Raw genomic sequence first — 17,950 nt, 5'->3', positions numbered from 1 at the left:
CGTCCAGTGTCCTGGATTACCGTCGGGGCATGGACCGCACCCCCACCACTCCGATCCGCCTGACCGACGCGGCGCTCGCCTTCCTCGGCGAATACCACCTCGGAACGCTCACCACGCTCCGCAAGAACGGCACCCCGCACGTCGTCGCCGTCGGCTTCACGTGGGATCAGGAGCACGGGCTGGCGCGGGTCATCACCAACGGCTCCTCGCAGAAGGCCCTCAACGCCGAACGCGGAGGATACGGCGCGGTGAGCCAGGTGGACGGACCGCGCTGGATGACCCTGGAGGGCCCCGCCCGGGTACTGACCGACCCCGAATCCGTCGCCGACGCCGTCGCGCGCTACGCGGCCAGGTATCGCCAGCCCCGGGTGAACCCGACCCGTGTGGTCGTGGAGATCGCCGTCAGCCGCGTACTCGGCTCGGCTGCGCTGCGTCACCACTGAACCGCAGCTTCCACGGGACCAGCGCGGACTCGATCTGCACGGCGAGACTCATCTTGGACACGCCGTCGGTGCGCTCCTCGAACCGGATCGGGACCTCGGCGATGGTCATGCCTCGCTGCACGGTGCGGTAGTTCATCTCCACCTGGAACGCGTACCCGTTGCTCTGCACGCCGTCGACGTCGATGGCCCGCAGGGTGTCCGCGTGCCACGCCTTGAACCCGGCGGTGGCGTCCTTGACGCGCAACCGCAGGATCGCGTTGACATAGAAGTTCGCCCACGCCGACAGCGCCTTGCGATGCCAGGGCCAGTCGCTGGCGACCGCGCCGCCGGCGACGTAGCGGGAGCCGAGCACGACGGCCGCGTCCGTCGTCGCCAGGGTCTCCACCATCCGCGGAATGGCCTCGGTGGGATGCGACAGGTCGGCGTCCATCTGGATCACGATGTCCGCACCCTCGGCCAGCGCCCGGGTCATCCCGGCGACGTAGGCCCGTCCGAGGCCGTCCTTCACGGTCCGGTGCAGGACCCCGACCGGGATCGGACCGCTCTGCGCGAGCGTGTCGGCGACCTCACCGGTGCCGTCCGGCGAGTTGTCGTCGACGACCAGCACATGCAGGTTCGGAACATCCAACGCCGCGAGAAGCTCGACGATCTTGGGCAGGTTGTCGCGTTCGTTGTAGGTCGGTACGACGACGGTTACCTTCGGGGCGACGCTTTCCATGACACCTTCGCGTGATCTGTGATCCCGACTCCCCGCAGACGTGCAGCGGCGAGTGCGGTCGTGAACAAATGGGAGATGTTACTACCCGCGCCGCACCGCCCCCGCACGCTCCCGGTCCTCAGCCGGGAAGAACCGTCAGCCCGTGCGGCCGGGTGTTGACCGGCTCACAGCCGTCGGCGGTCACGATGACGATGTCCTCGATCCGCGCACCCCACTCCCCGCGGAAGTAGATGCCCGGCTCCACGCTGAACGCCATGCCCTCGGCCAGTTCGATCGCGTTACCCGACACGATGTACGGCTCCTCGTGCACCGACAACCCGATTCCGTGCCCGGTCCGGTGCACGAACACCTCGGCCAGGCCCTGCGCGGCCAACAGGTCGCGGGCGGCCGCGTCGACCGCCTCGGCGGTGACGCCGGGACGCACCAGGTCGACGGCCGCCGCCTGCGCCTCCTCGAGTACCGCGAACTTGGCGGCCACACCCGGATCGGGCTCACCCATGCTGTATGTGCGGGTGGAGTCGGAGTTGTAGCCGGGTTCGACGGGTCCGCCGATGTCGATGACCACGACGTCACCCGATTCGACGACCCGTTCGGACACCTCATGGTGCGGGTCTGCGCCGTGTGGTCCCGAGCCGACGATGACGAACGCCGCCTCGGTGTGCCCCTCCGCGAGGATCGCGGCGGTGATATCCGCCGCCACCTCGGCCTCGGTGCGGCCGACCTTCAGGAACTCCCCCATGCGGGCATGGACCCGGTCGATGGCCTGACCGGCCCGGCGCAACGCGTCGATCTCCGCGTCGTCCTTGACCATCCGCAGCTCCCGCAGCACCCCGGTGGCCAGGACCGGTAGCGCACCGAGCGCCTCCGAGAGCGGAATCAGGTGCAGCGCAGGCATCGCATCGGTGACGGCGGTCCGGGCAGGCGACGGCAGCAGTCCCGACACCAACGCGTACGGGTCCACCCCGTCGACCCAGTCGCGGATCGTCAGACCGAGTTCGGACGCGGCCGACTCGGTGAGCGACGCCAGTTCGAGCCGCGGCACGACCACGGACGCGGTGTCACCGTTCGCGGGAATCACCAGGCAGGTGAGCCGTTCGAACGACTCCGCGCGCGAACCCAGCAGATACCGCAGATCGGGTCCGGGCGTGATGAGGAGGCCGTCGAGTCCGGCGTCGCGGGCCAGTGCGCCTGCGCGGGCGATCCGGTCGGCATAGATGGTGGTCGGGAAGCGTGAAGTCGATGCGCCGAGGGAACTCATGGCTTCAGGCTAAACCGGTTTGGCAGGATGAGGGTCATGACAGGGCCTCTGCTTCTCCTCGACGGTGCCAGCCTGTGGTTTCGCGCGTACTACGCGCTACCCGACTCGATCACCTCACCCGACGGTCGATCCGTCAACGCGGTGCGCGGGTTCACCGACATGGTGGCCGCACTGATCACTAAGCACCAGCCGTCGCGGCTCGCGGTGTGCCTCGACCTCGACTGGCGGCCCGCGTTCCGCGTCGAGGCGGTGCCCACCTACAAGGCGCACCGGGTCGCCGAGGACACGGGCGGGGCGGAGGAAGAGGTACCCGACACCCTGTCGCCGCAGGTCCCGATGATCCTGGATGTCCTGGCCGCCACCGGAATCGCGACCGCCGGTGCCGAAGGCCTCGAAGCCGACGACGTGCTCGGCACCCTGGCCGCCACCGAGACCCGCGACACGACCATCGTCGTCACCGGGGACCGCGACCTCCTGCAGGTCGTCACGGACGACCCGGTGCCGGTGCGGGTGCTGTACGTGGTGCGCGGCCTCGCGAAGGCCGAACTGCTCGGGCCGGAAGAGGTGGCAGCCAAGTACGGGGTGCCCGCCGACCGGGCAGGCGAGGCCTACGCCGAACTCGCCCTGCTGCGCGGCGACTCGTCCGACGGGCTGCCGGGAGCGAAGGGAATCGGCGAGAAGACCGCGTCGAGCCTGATCATGCAGTACGGATCGCTCGCCGCCCTGCGGGCCGCCGCAGTCGATCCCGAATCCGACATGGCGAAGGGTGCGCGCGCTAAATTCGCCGCCGCAGCGGACTATCTCGACGCGGCACTGCCGGTGGTGCGGGTGGTACGGGACGCGGATGTCGAACTGTCCCGCGAAGACACGCTGCCTGCCGAACCGGTCGATACGGACCGGCTCGGCAGGCTGGCGGAGGAACTCGGAATCGAGAATTCCGTCGGCCGCCTCACGGCGGCGCTGAAAAAGGTGGCCGCCGCACGGGTTCCGTGACGGCCGGGTGAGCCGCCTAGCTCGGGCGGCTCACCTCGTACGTGCCCTTGTCGTCGGTGAAGGTGAGAGTGACCTGCTTCTTCTCGCCGTCCACGGTGAGACTGCACGTGAAGCTGTTGCCCTTCTTCACTTCCTGATCCGCGGGGCAGGTGACACCGGACACGTTCTCGGCGCCGTACGAATCGGTGACGATGCGCTCGACACCGTCCTCGGCCGCCTTCTGGTCGAGGGTGTCCGTGCCGAACACCGTGAACGCGAGCACCAGGGCGATACCCACGATCACCAGCAGTGCCACCACACCGCCGATGATCAACGGCAGCTTCGACTTCCCCGACGACGGCGGCTGCCCCCACTGCTGCTGGCCCTGGGTCGGGCCCCACTGCTGCGGCTGGCCCGGTTGCTGACCCCACTGCGGCTGCCCGGGCTGCTGCCCCCACTGTCCCGGACCCGGCTGTCCGAGCTGACCGGGTTGCGGCTGCTGACCCCACTGCGGCTGCCCGGGCTGCTGGGGGTGCTGACCCCACTGCGGCTGCCCGGGCTGCTGAGGCTGACCCGGTCCCGGCTGTCCCCACGGCTGGGCGGGCGGCTGCTGACCGTACTGCGGCGCCCCGTACTGGCCGCCGGTCTGGTCAGGGTTTCCCTGGCCCGGTTGCTGTCCCTGGGCCCATTGCCCGTTCGGGTCGTTCGGTCCGTAAGGGCCGCTCATCGTCGCCTCCCGCTCACGTGTCAAGTTTTGTACCTACCGTAACGCCCCACCATCGGATTCGGGCCTTCGGACAGCGTGCGAATCCAACCACACGGCGTCGGATCACGCAGCATCCACGGCGACGACACCGCGGCGGATCGCCGCGACCGCACGACCTGCGGCCTTGCCGACCTCCGGATCGGGGGACGTCGACCGGACCTGTTCGAGCAGGTCGATCACCTGCCTGCACCACCGCACGAAGTCGCCTGCAGACAGCGCACGCCCCTGATCTCCTGCCGCGATCAGCGCCTCGACGAGCGAATTGTCGCTCGCCCAGTGGAAGATCGCGGCAGCGAAGCCGAGGTCCGGCTCACGGGTGGGGGGCAGTTTGTGCCGGATCTCGTCCGCCCGCAGCTCCCGCCACACCCGCACGGTCTCGTCGAGGGCGTGCCGCAGCGCTCCCGGACCGCCGCTTTCGACGGTGTCCCCTTCACGGCGCGATTCGAAGATCACGGCGGACACGACGGCGGCGAGCTCCGCGGGCCCGAGACCCTTCCACACACCCTGCCGGAGGCACTCGGCCACCAAGAGGTCGCTCTCGCAATAGATTCGACTCAGCCGGGTGCCGTGTTCGGTGGCGTCGGGGTGTTCGCCCGGCGAGATGTAGTCGCGCTCGGCGAGCAGCGACAGGATGCGATCGAACGTGCGCGCCAACGAGTTCGTCGTGGCAGCCGCCTTCTGCCGCATCGTCTCGGTCTCGCGGGCCAGCCGGTTGTAGCGCTCACCGATCCGGCTGAGCTGCTCGCGGTCCGGCCAACTGTGGCACGGGTGCTGCCGGATGGCGCGCCGCAGCCGCGCGATCTCGGCGTCGTCGGTGGCTGCACCCGACTTCTTACGCTTCCGGCGACCCGGCGCGACGATTCCGGTGCTGCGCAACGCCGATGCCAGATCGCGTCGTACCCGGGCGGTGTGGTGGTCGAAGCGCCGCGGCAACCGCATCGATCCCAAAGACCGTGCGGGCTCAGGGAAGTCGCCGGCCGACACCCGGCCCGCCCACTTCGCCTCGGTGAGGATCAACGGCTTCGGATCCGTGGGGTCCCGGTCCGGTTCCAGCACCACGGCCAGACCGGAGTGCCGTCCCACGGGGATGGCGATCACGTCGCCACGCCGCAACGCGACGAGCGAGGCGACCGCGGCGTCCCGGCGTTCGGTCCGGCCTGCCCGTTCGAGTGACCGCTCCCGGCTGCTCAGCTCCTCCCGCAGGCGCGCATACTCGAAGTACTCGCCGTCCTCGCCGCCCAGCCGTTCGCGGAGCGTGGTGAGCGCGGCCTCGTTGCGTTCGATCCCCCGCGTCAGGCCGACCACGGACCGGTCCGCCTGGAACTGGGCGAACGACCGCTCGAGCAGGGCCCGTGATTCCGCCGCGCCCATGCGATCGACCAGGTTGATGGTCATGTTGTAGCCGGGACGGAACGAGCTGCGGAGCGGGAACGTGCGGGTGGAGGCCAGCCCGGCGACGTCCACGGGTTCCACCCCGGGCTGCCACAGGACCACCGCGTGCCCCTCGATGTCGATGCCGCGACGTCCGGCCCGTCCGGTGAGCTGCGTGTACTCCCCGGGGGTGAGTTCGGCGTGCGCCTCGCCGTTGTACTTGACGAGGCGTTCGAGGACGACCGTCCGGGCGGGCATGTTGATGCCGAGCGCCAGCGTCTCGGTGGCGAACACGGCCCGGACCAATCCCTTGACGAACAGTTCCTCGACCGTCTGCCGGAACGCGGGCAGCATCCCCGCGTGGTGCGCGGCGAGGCCCCGTTCGAGCGCCTTGCGCCATTCCCAGTACCCGAGGACCTCCAGATCTGCCTTCGGCAGTTCCGCGGTGTGGGCGTCGATGATGGTCCGGATCTCGGCGACCTGCTCGGGCGTCGTCAGATCGAGGCGGGACCGCAGGCACTGTGCCAGCGCGGCGTCGCACCCGGCGCGGCTGAAGATGAACGTGATCGCCGGGAGAAGCCCCTCGTCGTCGAGACGGGAGATCACTTCCGGTCGGGGCAGCGGCCGGAAGTCGCTGGAGAACCCGCGGCCGCCGCCTCGGCGTCCCCTACCCCGCGACTCCCACGAGTCGGCCCGCTCGAGGGCCTGCCGCTGTTTGACGTGACGGACCAGATCCTGGTCGACCACCAGATCCTTGCGGGCGTCCCCGCTGCGCGCCCTCGTGTCGAACAGGTCGAACAGCCGCTTCCCGACCATGATGTGCTGCCACAGCGGGATCGGGCGGTTCTCGTCGACCACGACAGTGGTGTCGCCGCGCACCGTTTCCATCCACGCACCGAACTCCTCGGCGTTGCTGACGGTCGCCGACAGGCTGACGAGGCGGACGTCCTCGGACAGGTGCAGGATCACCTCTTCCCACACGGCCCCACGGAACCGGTCCGCCAGGAAGTGCACCTCGTCCATGACGACGTGGGACAACCCGCGCAGCGCCGGGGAGTCGGCGTACAGCATGTTCCGCAGCACCTCGGTGGTCATGACGACCACCGGGGCGTCCGAGTTGATGCTCGAATCTCCGGTCAGCAGCCCGACGGTGTCCTTGCCGTACCGCCGCACCAGCTCCGCGTACTTCTGATTGCTCAGCGCCTTGATGGGTGTGGTGTAGAAGCACTTGCGCCCGGACGTGAGCGCCAGGTGCACGGCGAATTCGCCGACCACGGTCTTTCCCGCACCGGTCGGGGCGCAGACGAGTACGCCGTGGCCGCCCTCGAGCGCGCGGCAGGCGTTGATCTGGAAGGGGTCGAGCACGAAGCCGAGCTGCGCCGAGAACACATCGAGTTCGGTGCCGCCGGTCGTGTCACCTGTTGTCACTGCCACCCCGTCAGATTGTCACAGGGTGTCGGAGAAGTCCTGACCCGGTGTGTTGCTGCCGGTCGTGCTCGCGTCGTCGGTCTTGTCCGCGCGGCCGGACTTCCCGGACTTGCGTGACCTCCGGAATCGGCCCGCCGGCTCGGGGACCGGTGTGGCGGCAACGTCGAACGCCTCGTTCAGGTCCGAGGGCGCGGCGATCGTCGACGCCTCGTCGTCGTCGAGAGCACCCCACTCCTGCTCCGTGCGACGGGCCTTGCGGCGGTCGTTGATGCGGGCGATCTGCACGGCGACCTCGAACAGCAGGGTCAACGCGAACGCGAGGGCGAGCATCGAGAACGGGTCCTGCCCGGGGGTGGCGATCGCGGCGAACACGAACAGGGCGAAGATCAGGCCGCGGCGCCACGCCTTGAGCTTCGCGTAGGGCAGGATGCCGACGAAGTTCAGGGCGACGATGAGCAGCGGGATCTCGAAGCTGACTCCGAAGATGATCAGCAGGTTGATGATGAACCCGAAGTATTCCGCGCCGCCGAGTGCGGTGATCTGGACGTTGTCGCCGATCGTCAGCAGGAAGTGCAGGGCCTTCGCGACGACCACGTAGGCGAGGACGGCGCCCGCGATGAACAGCACCGCGCCGGACACCACGAAGCCGATCGCGTAGCGGCGCTCCTTCGCGTAGAGGCCGGGGGTGATGAACGCCCACAGCTGATACAGCCAGATGGGGCAGGCGAGGACGATGCCCGCCGTGAGCGCGACCTTGAAGCGGAGCATAAACTGCTCGAACGGTCCGGTCGCGAGGAGGCGGCACGACCCGTCGCTGGTCAGGTCGGCGCGGCTCGACGCCGGCAGCGAGCAGTACGGCCCCTGCAGGAGCTCACCGAGGCTCTCGATCCCGAGAATCTGGTGGGAGTACCAGTAGAAGCCCACCGCGGTGGTGACCAGGATGGCCAGCACCGACAGGAGCAGTCGCGTCCGCAGCTCGTAGAGGTGATCGACCAACGACATGGTGCCGTCGGGATTGGTCCTCCGCTTGCTGGTGCGCGGATCGAACGGAATTCGCACTGTTGTTCGCCCTAGTCTTGGTCAGCAGGCAACCGGGGTGAAGAGTCACCCCGGTTGTCAGGCGGCTCGGGCTACGCCGACTTGGGCTCGGTGTGTTGCGGCTGCACCGGCGCCGGAGGGGTGACCGGTGCGGCGGTGGTGTCCGCCACGGGCAGCTCGGCGGGCGCGCTCTGCTGCGCGGTGGGCGCCGGCGTGCTGTTGTCGTTCTGCATCTCCTTGACCTCGCTCTTGAAGATGCGGAGCGAACGGCCGAGTCCACGAGCCGCGTCGGGCAGCTTCTTGGAACCGAACAGGATGATGACGACCAACGCGACGATGGCCCAGTGCCAGGGGCTCATGGCTCCCATGATGAAACCTCCAAAAGATCAGGTGACCCTGATGCTACCGGACATACACGGCACCGGTCCGGCCGAAACCGGCTAGTTGCGCTGCCGTTTACCTGTCGCTTTCCTGAGTGCTCACTGTGAGCGCAGATCGGCGAGCAAGGTGTCCCCGGACCAGTGCCGGTTCCCGCCCGCCTCGGCCTCGCGGACCAGTTCGACCAGCCTCGCGTTCACCGGCGCGGCCCTGCCCGACGCCGCGGCCAGCCGCACGATCTCCCCGCTGATCCAGTCCACTTCGGTCCGCCGGCCCGCTTCGAGGTCGTCCCACATCGAGGATCGTGCGTGCGGGTCGATGGCCAGCATCCGGCTGCCCGCCACCCGGAACACCGCGTCCGGGACGGTCAGCAGCCGGGGAATCCACTGCGGCGGCAGCGGTGTGAGCTTGGCGACAGCGATACCGCGGGCGGTCAGGAGAGCGAGCGCTTCCCGCTGCGCCAGGGCGACCGCGCGCCGGAACGACCGCTGCGACAACTCCTCGCGGAGCGGCAGGCCGGACAGGGCGTTGACCGCGTTGTTCAGGTTGAGCAGCAGCTTCGCCCACTGCACCGAGCGGAAGTCCGCACGTGCGTGTAGGGGCAACCCGGCGTCGTCGAATACCCGCTCGAATGCGCGCACCGCCGGATGCTGCTCGATCTCCAGGTCGCCCTCGGAACCCTGGTGGAAGTGCCCGCCGCCGCGGTGCACCACGTTGAACGGGACCATTGCCGCGAGGACGACGTGCTCCGGCAGTGCCGCACGCAGGGTGTCTGCATTGCCCAGCCCGTTCTGCGCACTGACCACAACCGTGTCGGAACCGATCGCGGATGCCAGCGCGGCACCCGCGTCCGGTGTCCCCGCCGATTTCACCGAGACGACGACGAGGTCGGCCGTGGCCGCCGACGCGGGGCCGGTGGCGAAGCCGATCCCGGAGGCACCGACTCGGATCTCCGCTCCGTGCAGGTCCGTCAGCCGCAACCCGTGTTCGCGGATCTCCGCGCCGACGCGCTCCCGGCCGATCAGGGTCACCTCGGCGCCGGCCGCGGCGAGCCGGCCCCCGAGATAGCATCCGATGCTGCCCGCGCCGAAGACGCTGATCCGCAGCGGACGTCCGTCGCCGCTCATGCCTGGACGGCGTCGTAAGCCGACAGCGCCTCCACGGCCCGGCGGCGCACCTCGTCGACCAGTTCGGCCGGTTCGAGGACCGTGATCCCGGCGCCGAAACCGAGCACGAGCCGGGCCATCCACTCGAGCGCCCCGTAGCTCATGCTCGCCTCGACCGAGCCGTCCGCGGCAACCGCCCGGACATCCATCGGGTAGTAGTCGAGCACCCACACGCAGTCGGCGCCGATGTGCAACCGGGCCTGGGGAAGGGACGCGTCGCCGCTGAACAATTCCAGGTTGGAATCCCGCACGAGGGCCTGCGCCGGCGGTGTGGACGGCTCGTCCAGCTCGGTGGCGGCGTCGATCCGGTCGAGCCGGAACAGCCGGACCCCCTCGGCCTGCCGGCACCACGCCTGTAGATAACTGTGGTTGTCGACCAGCACGATCCGCACCGGATCCACGGTGCGCTCGGTGACCCGGTCCCGGGACGCCGAGTAGTACGTCAGGTGGAGTGCGCGCCGATGATGGAGCGCGGACCGCACCGCGGCGGCGATGGGATCTTCCGCGACGTCCTCCACCGCATCCCGCTCCGACGCCGGCGTCACCGCCGCGCGGGCCGCCGCGGTGCCCGCGGCGTCCTCGATCTTGGCGATGGCGCTGTGCGCCGCGGACGGATCGACCATGCCCGGCATCTCCACCAGCGAACGCAGGGCAATCAGCAGGGCGGTCGCTTCGGTGGACGTCAACCGCAGCGGGCGGTCGATGCCCGCCGAGAACGTCACCTCGATGCTCTCCTCGGAGAACGAGAGGTCGATGAGGTCGCCGGGACCGTAGCCGGGCAGGCCGCACACCCACAACTGGTTGAGGTCGGACATCAGCTGGGTGGTGGTGACGCCCAGTTCGGCGGCGGCCTCGGCCGCGCTCATCCCGGGGTTCGCGATGAAGTATGGCACCAGGTTGAGGAGCCGGGACAGTCTCGACGACAGCCTGTTGCTCACGACGTGCCCCCTTCCCCTGCGGCGTCCTTCAGCTTGGTCAGCACGTCGTGGCGTAGTTCGGGCGGATCGAGGACCAGGGCGTCCGCACCGTGGCCCGCGACCAGCCGCGCGATCCAGTCCCGCGAACGGACCGGGATCCCGAGCACGGTGCCGCTGCGCTCGTTCACCCGCTTCTCCTCCGCCGTGGTCGCCAGTCGGCGCAGTTCCTGGGCTCGGCCCTCGGCCACCCACACGGTGGCGGTCCCGGTGACCTCCCCCGAGCCGGTGACCCGGTCGACGATCTCCCGGAGGTCGACGCCCGCCGGTTTGTGGACGACCCCGGACGGTCCGAACTCCGTCACGTCGTCGCCGATCCGCGACAGCCGGAACGTTCGCACGGCCTTCCTGTCGACGTCGTGACCGACGAGGTACCACCGGCCGTGCGCGGTGACGACACCCCAGGGTTCGACGGTGCGCTCGGTGTACGGCTCGTTGAGGGCGCCGCGGTGCGGGAAATGCACGGCGCGGCCGGCATCGACCGCCGCCAGCAGCTTGCCGAGCGCCGGTTCGGAGCCTCGGGTGCGGGCGGGGACCGCCGTGATCGGGGTTGCCGCCGAATCCGGATCCACCTGCACGCCCGCTGCACGCAGCTTGAGCAGTGCCCCCTGGGCCGCGGACGTCAACTCCGGGGACTCCCACAACTGGACGGCCACCGCGACCGCCGCCGACTCCTCCTGGCTGAGGTCGATGTCGGGAAGCTCGTACGCGTTGCGGTTGATGCGATAGCCCTCGACCGTCGAGAACCGCGATGCCTGCCCGGTCTCGAGCGGAACACCGAGATCCCGGAGCTCGTTCTTGTCGCGTTCGAACATGCGGCTGAACGCCTCGTCGCTCGCGGAGTCGGCGTACCCGGCAACGCTCTCGCGAATCTTCTCGGCGGTGAGGAACTGTCTGGTGGACAACAAACAGATCACCAGGTTCATCAACCGCTCGATCTTGGAAGTCGGCACGCCCGGAAGCCTAGTGGGTGAGCCCGTTACGGACTCCCACAGCGCCGCTACATCGAGGCAATCAGGCGCTCCACCCGCTCGTCGACCGACCGGAACGGGTCCTTGCACAGCACGGTCCGCTGGGCCTGGTCGTTGAGCTTGAGATGCACCCAGTCGACCGTGAAGTCCCGTCCGGCCTCCTGCGCGGCGGTGATGAACTCGCCGCGCAGCTTCGCCCGGGTGGTCTGCGGCGGAGTGTCCACGGCCGCCTCGATCGTCTCGTCCTCGGTGATCCGCTTGACCAGACCCTTCCGCTGCAGCACGTCGAACACGCCGCGCCCTCGTTTGATGTCGTGGTACGCCAGATCCAGCTGCGCGATCTTCGGATCGGCCAGCTCGAAGCCGTGCCGGTCCTGGTAGCGCTGGAACAGCTTGCGCTTGATCACCCAGTCGATCTCCGTGTCGACCTTCGCGAAGTCCTGCGTCTCGACCGCGTCGAGCATGCGACCCCACAGGTCGACCACCTGCGTGACCTGCGGATCAGGATCCCGGTTCTGCAGGTGTTCCACCGCGCGCGCGTGGTACTCCCGCTGAATGTCGAGGGCACTGGCCTGCCGGCCGCCGGCGAGCCGCACCGGACGGCGTCCGGTGACGTCGTGACTGACCTCGCGGATGGCGCGGATCGGGTTGTCGAGCGCGAAGTCGCGGAACGACACCCCGGCCTCGATCATCTCGAGGACGAGCGCGGCGGTGCCCACCTTGAGCATGGTGGTGGACTCGGACATGTTCGAGTCGCCGACGATCACGTGCAGGCGGCGGTACTTCTCCGCGTCGGCGTGCGGCTCGTCACGGGTGTTGATGATGGGCCGCGACCGCGTGGTCGCCGAGGACACACCCTCCCAGATGTGCTCCGCGCGCTGCGACAGGCAGAACGTCGCTGCCTTCGGCGTCTGCAGGACCTTGCCGGCGCCACAGATCAGCTGCCGCGTCACCAGGAACGGGAGCAGCACGTCCGAGATCCGGGAGAATTCGCCGGCCCGGGCCACGAGGAAGTTCTCGTGACAGCCGTACGAATTGCCCGCCGAGTCCGTGTTGTTCTTGAACAGGTAGATGTCGCCGCCGATGCCTTCCTCGGCGAGCCGCTGTTCGGCGTCGATCAACAACTCCTCGAGTACGCGCTCCCCCGCCCGGTCGTGGTTGACCAACTGGATGAGGTTGTCGCACTCGGCTGTCGCGTATTCGGGGTGCGAGCCGACGTCCAGATACAGGCGGGCACCGTTCCGGAGAAACACGTTGGAGCTCCGGCCCCACGACACCACCCGCCGGAACAGGTAGCGCGCAACCTCGTCCGGGCTCAGTCGCCTGTGACCATGGAAGGTGCAGGTCACACCGAACTCTGTCTCAATTCCCATGATTCGTCGCTGCACACCTCGACAGTACAACGCGGATCACCCGGCGGAGCGTTAAAACCGTCCGGCGACACCCCGCGCATACCCTGAGATGGTGAACCGACACCTACACCGAATCCACCGGGCCGACGAGATCATCTTCGACCGCAGCGCCGATCTGAGCCCGTCCGGGCTCGACCGGGCCATGCGCTTCCTCAGCCGCGCGGCCGACAAGGGGCTGCTGTGGTGGTTCGTGGCGGCGGTGCTGGGACTGGTCGGCGGGCGCGCCCGGCGCGGTGGTGTGCGGGGCCTGCTCTCCCTCACGATGGCGAGCGGTCTGGCCAACGGCATCCTCAAGCCGCTGTTCCCGCGGCGCCGCCCGCCGGCCCGCGTATGGACGAACGTGCTGCGTGGGGTGGCGATCCCCCGGTCCTCGTCGTTCCCGTCCGGACATGCGGCGTCGGCGGCGGCATTCACCACGGGTGTCGCCCTGGAATCGCCCGCGACCGCTGCCGTCGTGGCCCCCCTTGCCGCCGCGGTCGCCTACTCCCGTGTGCACAACGGCGTGCACTGGCCGACTGATGTCGCCGCCGGGCTGATACTCGGCGGGGCCGTCGCATCGGGCACCCGCCGCTGGTGGGCGGTGCGCACAGAGGAACCGGCGGAGCTGGGCCCCACCGTCGACGCACCGGCACTTCGGGGCGGTGAGGACCTGCTCGTGGTGGTCAACCCGGATTCCGGGCCCGACAGTGTCGATCCCAGCGAGGAGATCACGACCGCTCTCCCCAAGGCCGACGTGCGCGCACTCGACACCGACCGCGATTTCGCCGAACAACTCGACACCTGGGTGACCGACCGGAAGCCCCGCGCCCTCGGAGTGTGCGGTGGCGACGGGACCGTGGTCGCCGTCGCGTCCGCGGCAGCGCGTCACGCATTGCCGCTGGCGGTGTTCCCGGGCGGAACGCTCAATCACTTCGCGCGGGACGCCGGCGTCGCCGACATCTCGGACACGGCGAACGCCGTCGAGACCGGACATGCGGTTCTCGTCGATCAGGCCGTCGTCCACACCGACGTCGCGGAGCCGGCGCCGTTCCTCAACACCGCCAGTCTCGGTGGCTATCCCGACGCGGTGCGACTGCGGGAGAAGTGGCAGCCGCGGTACGGCAAGTGGCCCGCGGCGTGTGTGGCGATGATCCGGATTCTCTCCGCGGCAACACCGCTCGCCGTCACCATCGACGGCAGGCCCGTGAAGGTCTGGATGTTGTTCGTGGGGAACGGTCGGTATTCCCCGGCCGATCAGGTCCCGATGTCGCGTCCCGCCATCACCGGCGGACTGCTCGACGTCCGGTACGTGCGGGCCGACCGGACAGCGTCCCGGCCGCGGCTGCTGTTCGCCGCCGCCACCGGGACGCTCGGAAGCAGCCGGGTGTACGTGCGATCCCTCGTGCCCCGGCTCACCGTCCGCGTGGACGGCTCGCCGGTCGCGCTGGCCACCGACGGTGAAGTGGTCGCCGACGCCCTGAGGTTCGACTTCCGGACGGTGCCCGAAGGTATCGCGGTGTACCGGCCTCAGACCTGAGGGTCGGCCGGCTTCGTCTCGGTGTCCGGCTTCGACTCCGGAGGGGGCTCCGAGGCGGCCGCAGGCGCTGCGGGGATCAGCCGTTCGAGCGCGGGTCCGGCGATCCGCCGGAACGCGCGGCGAGGACGGGACTGGTCGAGCACGGCCACCTCGAGGCTGGCCACATCGACGTTCCGCTTCTCGCCTTCCCCGGCACCGCCCTGACGCAGCGCGTTCACCGCGATACCGACCGCCGCCTCGAGATCGAGGTCGGCACGGTACGACTCGCGCATGGCGGTCGCGATCGGCTCGGTCGTGCCACCCATCACGACGAAATGCTGTTCGTCGACGATGGATCCGTCGTAGGTGATGCGGTACAGCTGGGGAGCCTTCGGGCTGCCCACGCGCCCGACCTCCGCGACGCAGATCTCCACCTCGTACGGCTTGGGCTGTTCGGTGAAGATCGTGCCCAGGGTCTGGGCGTACGCGTTGGCCAGCGATCGGCCCGTCACGTCACGGCGGTCGTAGGAGTAGCCGCGCATGTCGGCGTGGACGATCCCGGCGCGCCGCAGGTTCTCGAACTCGTTGTACTTGCCGACGGCCGCGAAGCCGAGCCGGTCGTACAGCTCGCTGACCTTGTGCAGCGCGGTGGAGGGATTCTCGGCGACGAACAGCACGCCGTCGCGGAACGTGAGCACCACGACGCTGCGTCCCCGGGCAATTCCCTTGCGCGCCAGTTCCGAGCGGTCCCGCATGATCTGCTCGGCGGAGGCGTAATACGGCATGGTCATCGCGCAGACCCCCATTCTTCGGTGCGCTCGGCGACGATGCGCCGAGCCAACTCGGACGTCGTCTCCTCGGACACGTGTACGGCACCGGCCTGGGTGATCGTGACCGCGGTCGGGTAGATGCCGCGGGTCAGGTCGGGCCCACCGGTGGCCGAGTCGTCGTCGGCCGCGTCGTACAGCGATTCGATGGCCGCCCGCAGGGCGGTCTCCTCGTCGCTGTCCGGCGAGTAGATCTTCTTCAGTGCCGACTTCGCGAACAACGATCCCGAACCGACCGCGTGGTATCCGGCACGTTCCTCGTACCGGCCGCCGACGACGTCGTACGAGACGATCCGGCCCGCGTGGGCCTCGTCGTCCGCGTCGAGGTCGTAGCCGACGAGCAGCGGGACGACCGCGAGACCCTGCATGGCCGCCCCGAGGTTGCCCCGCACCATCGACGCCAGGCGGTTGGCCTTGCCGTCGAAGGTCAGCTGAACGCCCTCGATCTTCTCGTAGTGCTCGAGTTCGACGGCGAACAGGCGGACCAGTTCGATGGCGATACCCGCGGTGCCGGCGATGCCGGCCGCCGAATATTCGTCGGTGACGTACACCTTCTCGACGTCCCGGCTGGCGATCAGGTTGCCCTGGGTCGCGCGCCGGTCGCCTGCGAGCAGGACGCCACCCTTGTAGGTGAGCGCCACGATCGTCGTTCCGTGCGGTGCGAGATCACCGCTCTCCATCCCGTCACCACCCCGTGTCGAGTGCGAACGATGGCCGATCCGATTCTCCGGCAGCAATTCTGGTGCGTGACCACGCAGATACTCGGTGAACGAGCTCAGATTCGAACCGAAACTGAGCCTCGTCTCACCGTCGCCTGTCCGCAATGCCGGTCGATCCGCCGTCACTGGCCGCCCTTCTGGACATAGGCCCGGACGAAGTCCTCGGCGTTCTCCTCGAGCACGTCGTCGATCTCGTCGAGCAGGTCGTCGGTGTCCTCGGCCAGCTTTTCGCGACGTTCCTGACCCGCGGCACCGTCAGCACCCGGGGTGTCGTCCTCGTCGCCGCCACCAGTTCGTTTGGTCTGCTCTTGCGCCATCGCAGCCGACCTCCTTGTGTGAAGGGAGCTCTTCTTCCGAGCGTCCTGTCCTGCCAAGCAGTCTGACTACATCATCCGCTCGGACCTTCACCCTACCGAGCGTCGCCGCCCCACGTGTGCCGACGCGACGGCGAGTTCCGGCGCAGATCCGTCCGGGACCGGTCGACGGGTCAGTTCGTGAGTTCGTCGACGAGCTCTTTCGCGGTCTCCACCGACTCCAGCAACTCCCCCACGTGCGCCTTGCTGCCCCGCAGCGGCTCGAGCGTGGGGATACGGACCAGGGAGTCGCCACCGAGGTCGAAGATCACCGAATCCCAGCTCGCGGCCGCGATGTCGGCCCCGAACTTGCGCAGGCACTCACCCCGGAAGTAGGCGCGGGTGTCGGTGGGCGGGGTGTCGACGGCGTCGAGCACCGCCTGCTCCGAGACGAGCCGTTCCATCGACCCGCGCGCGACCAGCCGGTTGTAGAGCCCCTTGTCCAGGCGGACATCCGAGTACTGCAGGTCGACCAGATGCAGTCGCGGCGCGGACCAGTTGAGGCCCTCGCGGTTCCGGAAACCCTCGAGCAGGCGCAGCTTGGCCGGCCAGTCCAGCAGGTGAGCGCACTCCATCGGGTCCCGCTCGAGGAGGTCGAGCACCATCGCCCACTTCTCCAGCAGATCGGCGACGCGGGGGTCGTCGTTGCCCTCGGCGGACATGAACTTGTCGACTCGGTCCAGGTAGATCCGCTGCAACGCAAGCCCGGTCAGTTCCCGGCCGTCGGCCAGCGCGACCGTCGCGCGCAGCGTCGGGTCGTGGCTGATGTGGTGCACGGCGGTCACCGGGCGGGCCAGCTGCAGGTCGGTGAGGTCGACACCGGCCTCGATGAGATCGAGGACCAGCGCCGTCGTCCCGACCTTCAGGTACGTCGACATCTCGGCGAGGTTCGCGTCGCCGATGATGACGTGCAGACGCCGGTACTTGTCCGCGTCCGCGTGCGGTTCGTCGCGAGTGTTGATGATGCCGCGTTTGAGTGTCGTCTCGAGCCCGACCTCCACCTCGATGTAGTCGGCCCGCTGGGACAGCTGGAAGCCGGCCTCGTCACCGGACTGGCCGATGCCCACCCGGCCCGACCCGCAGATCACCTGACGGGACGCGAAGAACGGGGTCAGCCCGTTGATCACCGCGGAGAACGGCGTGGCCCGGGACATCAGGTAATTCTCGTGGGTGCCGTACGACGCGCCCTTGCCGTCCACGTTGTTCTTGTACAGCTGCAGTCGCGGGGCGCCGGGGACGCTCGAGGCGTGCCGGGCGGCCGCCTCCATCACCCGTTCGCCGGCCTTGTCCCAGATCACGGCGTCCAGGGGGTCGGTGACCTCCGGGGCCGAGTACTCGGGGTGCGCGTGATCGACGTAGAGCCGGGCGCCGTTGGTGAGGATCATGTTGGCCGCGCCGACCTCGTCGGCGTCGATCACCGGCGCCGGGCCGCTCAGCCGGCCCAGGTCGAATCCGCGGGCATCGCGTAGCGGGGATTCCACCTCGTAATCCCATCGGGTGCGCTTGGCGCGCGGCACTCCCGCTGCCGCCGCGTAGGCCAGCACCGCCTGGGTGGACGTCAAGATCGGATTGGCCGAAGGCTCGCTGGGTGAGGAGATTCCGTACTCGACTTCGACACCGATGATCCGCTGCATGCTGCCGAGCCTATGCGATCACCCACA

At 69.1% G+C, this 17,950-nt stretch carries 17 protein-coding genes; 3 read left to right on the top strand and 14 right to left on the bottom strand.

The features are described from left to right. The first annotated feature begins 29 nt into the window (after positions 1-29). On the top strand, positions 30-443 hold the full coding sequence (locus tag OYT95_RS34700; protein WP_037229546.1) for a TIGR03618 family F420-dependent PPOX class oxidoreductase: 414 nt from the start codon (positions 30-32) through the stop codon (positions 441-443). Here the strand turns inward: OYT95_RS34700 and OYT95_RS34695 are convergent. Together OYT95_RS34695 and OYT95_RS34690 are read right to left on the bottom strand one after the other, a co-directional pair. Then, complete coding sequence (locus OYT95_RS34695) at positions 403-1,161, bottom strand: polyprenol monophosphomannose synthase (protein WP_037229544.1); 759 nt, start codon at positions 1,159-1,161, stop codon at positions 403-405. The two genes, OYT95_RS34700 and OYT95_RS34695, sit on opposite strands and share 41 nt — an antisense overlap. Positions 1,162-1,279: 118 nt before the next feature. Next, entirely contained in the window at positions 1,280-2,419 is a 1,140-nt protein-coding gene (locus OYT95_RS34690) for a M24 family metallopeptidase (protein ID WP_016880747.1), read from the bottom strand. A gap of 36 nt (positions 2,420-2,455) precedes the next feature. Here OYT95_RS34690 and OYT95_RS34685 point away from each other — a divergent pair, with 36 nt between their 5' ends. After that, entirely contained in the window at positions 2,456-3,412 is a 957-nt protein-coding gene (locus OYT95_RS34685; RefSeq protein ID WP_268790172.1) for a 5'-3' exonuclease, read from the top strand. Between the two features lie 16 nt (positions 3,413-3,428). Here OYT95_RS34685 and OYT95_RS34680 read toward each other — a convergent pair whose 3' ends face one another. The 8 genes from OYT95_RS34680 to pafA all read right to left on the bottom strand — a co-directional run bounded on the left by OYT95_RS34680 (position 3,429) and on the right by pafA (position 12,871). Continuing rightward, entirely contained in the window at positions 3,429-4,118 is a 690-nt protein-coding gene (locus OYT95_RS34680; RefSeq protein ID WP_112298595.1) for a DUF4333 domain-containing protein, read from the bottom strand. 102 nt (positions 4,119-4,220) lie between these two features. Next, positions 4,221-6,956: a DEAD/DEAH box helicase gene (locus OYT95_RS34675; protein ID WP_037229718.1), complete on the bottom strand. Its 2,736-nt coding sequence runs from the start codon at positions 6,954-6,956 to the stop codon at positions 4,221-4,223. An 18-nt stretch (positions 6,957-6,974) separates the two neighbouring features. Beyond that, positions 6,975-8,015 (bottom strand): twin-arginine translocase subunit TatC, encoded by a 1,041-nt coding sequence (gene tatC, locus OYT95_RS34670; protein WP_268790171.1) that lies wholly within the window; start codon positions 8,013-8,015, stop codon positions 6,975-6,977. Positions 8,016-8,086: 71 nt separating this feature from the next. Beyond that, entirely contained in the window at positions 8,087-8,362 is a 276-nt protein-coding gene (gene tatA / locus OYT95_RS34665) for a Sec-independent protein translocase subunit TatA (protein WP_005242971.1), read from the bottom strand. Positions 8,363-8,473: 111 nt separating this feature from the next. After that, complete coding sequence (locus OYT95_RS34660; protein WP_268790170.1) at positions 8,474-9,499, bottom strand: 2-dehydropantoate 2-reductase; 1,026 nt, start codon at positions 9,497-9,499, stop codon at positions 8,474-8,476. Further along, positions 9,496-10,476 carry a helix-turn-helix transcriptional regulator gene (locus OYT95_RS34655; protein WP_268790169.1) on the bottom strand — a complete coding sequence of 327 codons (981 nt, stop codon included), beginning with the start codon at positions 10,474-10,476 and terminating at the stop codon, positions 9,496-9,498. The genes OYT95_RS34660 and OYT95_RS34655 overlap by 4 nt, the downstream gene beginning before the upstream one ends. Then, positions 10,473-11,465 (bottom strand): helix-turn-helix transcriptional regulator, encoded by a 993-nt coding sequence (locus tag OYT95_RS34650; RefSeq protein ID WP_112298597.1) that lies wholly within the window; start codon positions 11,463-11,465, stop codon positions 10,473-10,475. The genes OYT95_RS34655 and OYT95_RS34650 overlap by 4 nt, the downstream gene beginning before the upstream one ends. A 47-nt stretch (positions 11,466-11,512) precedes the next feature. Beyond that, on the bottom strand, positions 11,513-12,871 hold the full coding sequence (pafA, locus tag OYT95_RS34645; RefSeq protein ID WP_012687833.1) for a Pup--protein ligase: 1,359 nt from the start codon (positions 12,869-12,871) through the stop codon (positions 11,513-11,515). A gap of 73 nt (positions 12,872-12,944) precedes the next feature. Between pafA and OYT95_RS34640 the strand changes: the two genes are divergently transcribed. Continuing rightward, positions 12,945-14,411, top strand: a complete 1,467-nt coding sequence (locus tag OYT95_RS34640) for a phosphatase PAP2 family protein (protein WP_268790168.1) — start codon at positions 12,945-12,947, stop codon at positions 14,409-14,411. On the opposite strand, the gene prcA is transcribed toward OYT95_RS34640, so the two are convergent. The 4 genes from prcA to dop form a co-directional block, all read right to left on the bottom strand. Then, on the bottom strand, positions 14,402-15,181 hold the full coding sequence (gene prcA, locus OYT95_RS34635) for a proteasome subunit alpha (RefSeq protein ID WP_268790167.1): 780 nt from the start codon (positions 15,179-15,181) through the stop codon (positions 14,402-14,404). The genes OYT95_RS34640 and prcA overlap by 10 nt on opposite strands. Next, positions 15,178-16,062, bottom strand: a complete 885-nt coding sequence (prcB, locus tag OYT95_RS34630) for a proteasome subunit beta (RefSeq protein ID WP_268790166.1) — start codon at positions 16,060-16,062, stop codon at positions 15,178-15,180. Before prcB ends, prcA begins: the two co-directional genes overlap by 4 nt. After that, positions 16,059-16,253, bottom strand: a complete 195-nt coding sequence (locus OYT95_RS34625) for a ubiquitin-like protein Pup (protein ID WP_007299058.1) — start codon at positions 16,251-16,253, stop codon at positions 16,059-16,061. Before OYT95_RS34625 ends, prcB begins: the two co-directional genes overlap by 4 nt. A gap of 170 nt (positions 16,254-16,423) precedes the next feature. After that, positions 16,424-17,923 (bottom strand): depupylase/deamidase Dop, encoded by a 1,500-nt coding sequence (dop, locus tag OYT95_RS34620; protein ID WP_007299057.1) that lies wholly within the window; start codon positions 17,921-17,923, stop codon positions 16,424-16,426. Positions 17,924-17,950 lie beyond the last annotated feature (27 nt).

It is taken from the genome of Rhodococcus sp. JS3073 (assembly GCF_026810085.1).
GTDB classification, from domain to species: Bacteria; Actinomycetota; Actinomycetes; order Mycobacteriales; family Mycobacteriaceae; genus Rhodococcus_F; species Rhodococcus_F wratislaviensis.
The sequence above is the reverse complement of the archived record's forward strand: the minus strand, read 5'-3'. Positions and strand labels throughout refer to the sequence as shown.

What these genes read in the sequence shown, in the direction of transcription:
- OYT95_RS34690 (WP_016880747.1), bottom strand. Translation starts at nt 2,419, where the DNA reads ATGAGTTCCCTCGGCGCATCGACTTCACGCTTCCCGACCACCATCTAT.
- prcA (WP_268790167.1), bottom strand. Translation starts at nt 15,181, where the DNA reads ATGACCATGCCGTATTACGCCTCCGCCGAGCAGATCATGCGGGACCGC.
- OYT95_RS34685 (WP_268790172.1), top strand. Translation starts at nt 2,456, where the DNA reads ATGACAGGGCCTCTGCTTCTCCTCGACGGTGCCAGCCTGTGGTTTCGC.
- OYT95_RS34700 (WP_037229546.1), top strand. Translation starts at nt 30, where the DNA reads ATGGACCGCACCCCCACCACTCCGATCCGCCTGACCGACGCGGCGCTC.
- OYT95_RS34695 (WP_037229544.1), bottom strand. Translation starts at nt 1,161, where the DNA reads ATGGAAAGCGTCGCCCCGAAGGTAACCGTCGTCGTACCGACCTACAAC.
- OYT95_RS34625 (WP_007299058.1), bottom strand. Translation starts at nt 16,253, where the DNA reads ATGGCGCAAGAGCAGACCAAACGAACTGGTGGCGGCGACGAGGACGAC.
- dop (WP_007299057.1), bottom strand. Translation starts at nt 17,923, where the DNA reads ATGCAGCGGATCATCGGTGTCGAAGTCGAGTACGGAATCTCCTCACCC.
- tatA (WP_005242971.1), bottom strand. Translation starts at nt 8,362, where the DNA reads ATGGGAGCCATGAGCCCCTGGCACTGGGCCATCGTCGCGTTGGTCGTC.
- OYT95_RS34660 (WP_268790170.1), bottom strand. Translation starts at nt 9,499, where the DNA reads ATGAGCGGCGACGGACGTCCGCTGCGGATCAGCGTCTTCGGCGCGGGC.
- OYT95_RS34640 (WP_268790168.1), top strand. Translation starts at nt 12,945, where the DNA reads ATGGTGAACCGACACCTACACCGAATCCACCGGGCCGACGAGATCATC.
- OYT95_RS34680 (WP_112298595.1), bottom strand. Translation starts at nt 4,118, where the DNA reads ATGAGCGGCCCTTACGGACCGAACGACCCGAACGGGCAATGGGCCCAG.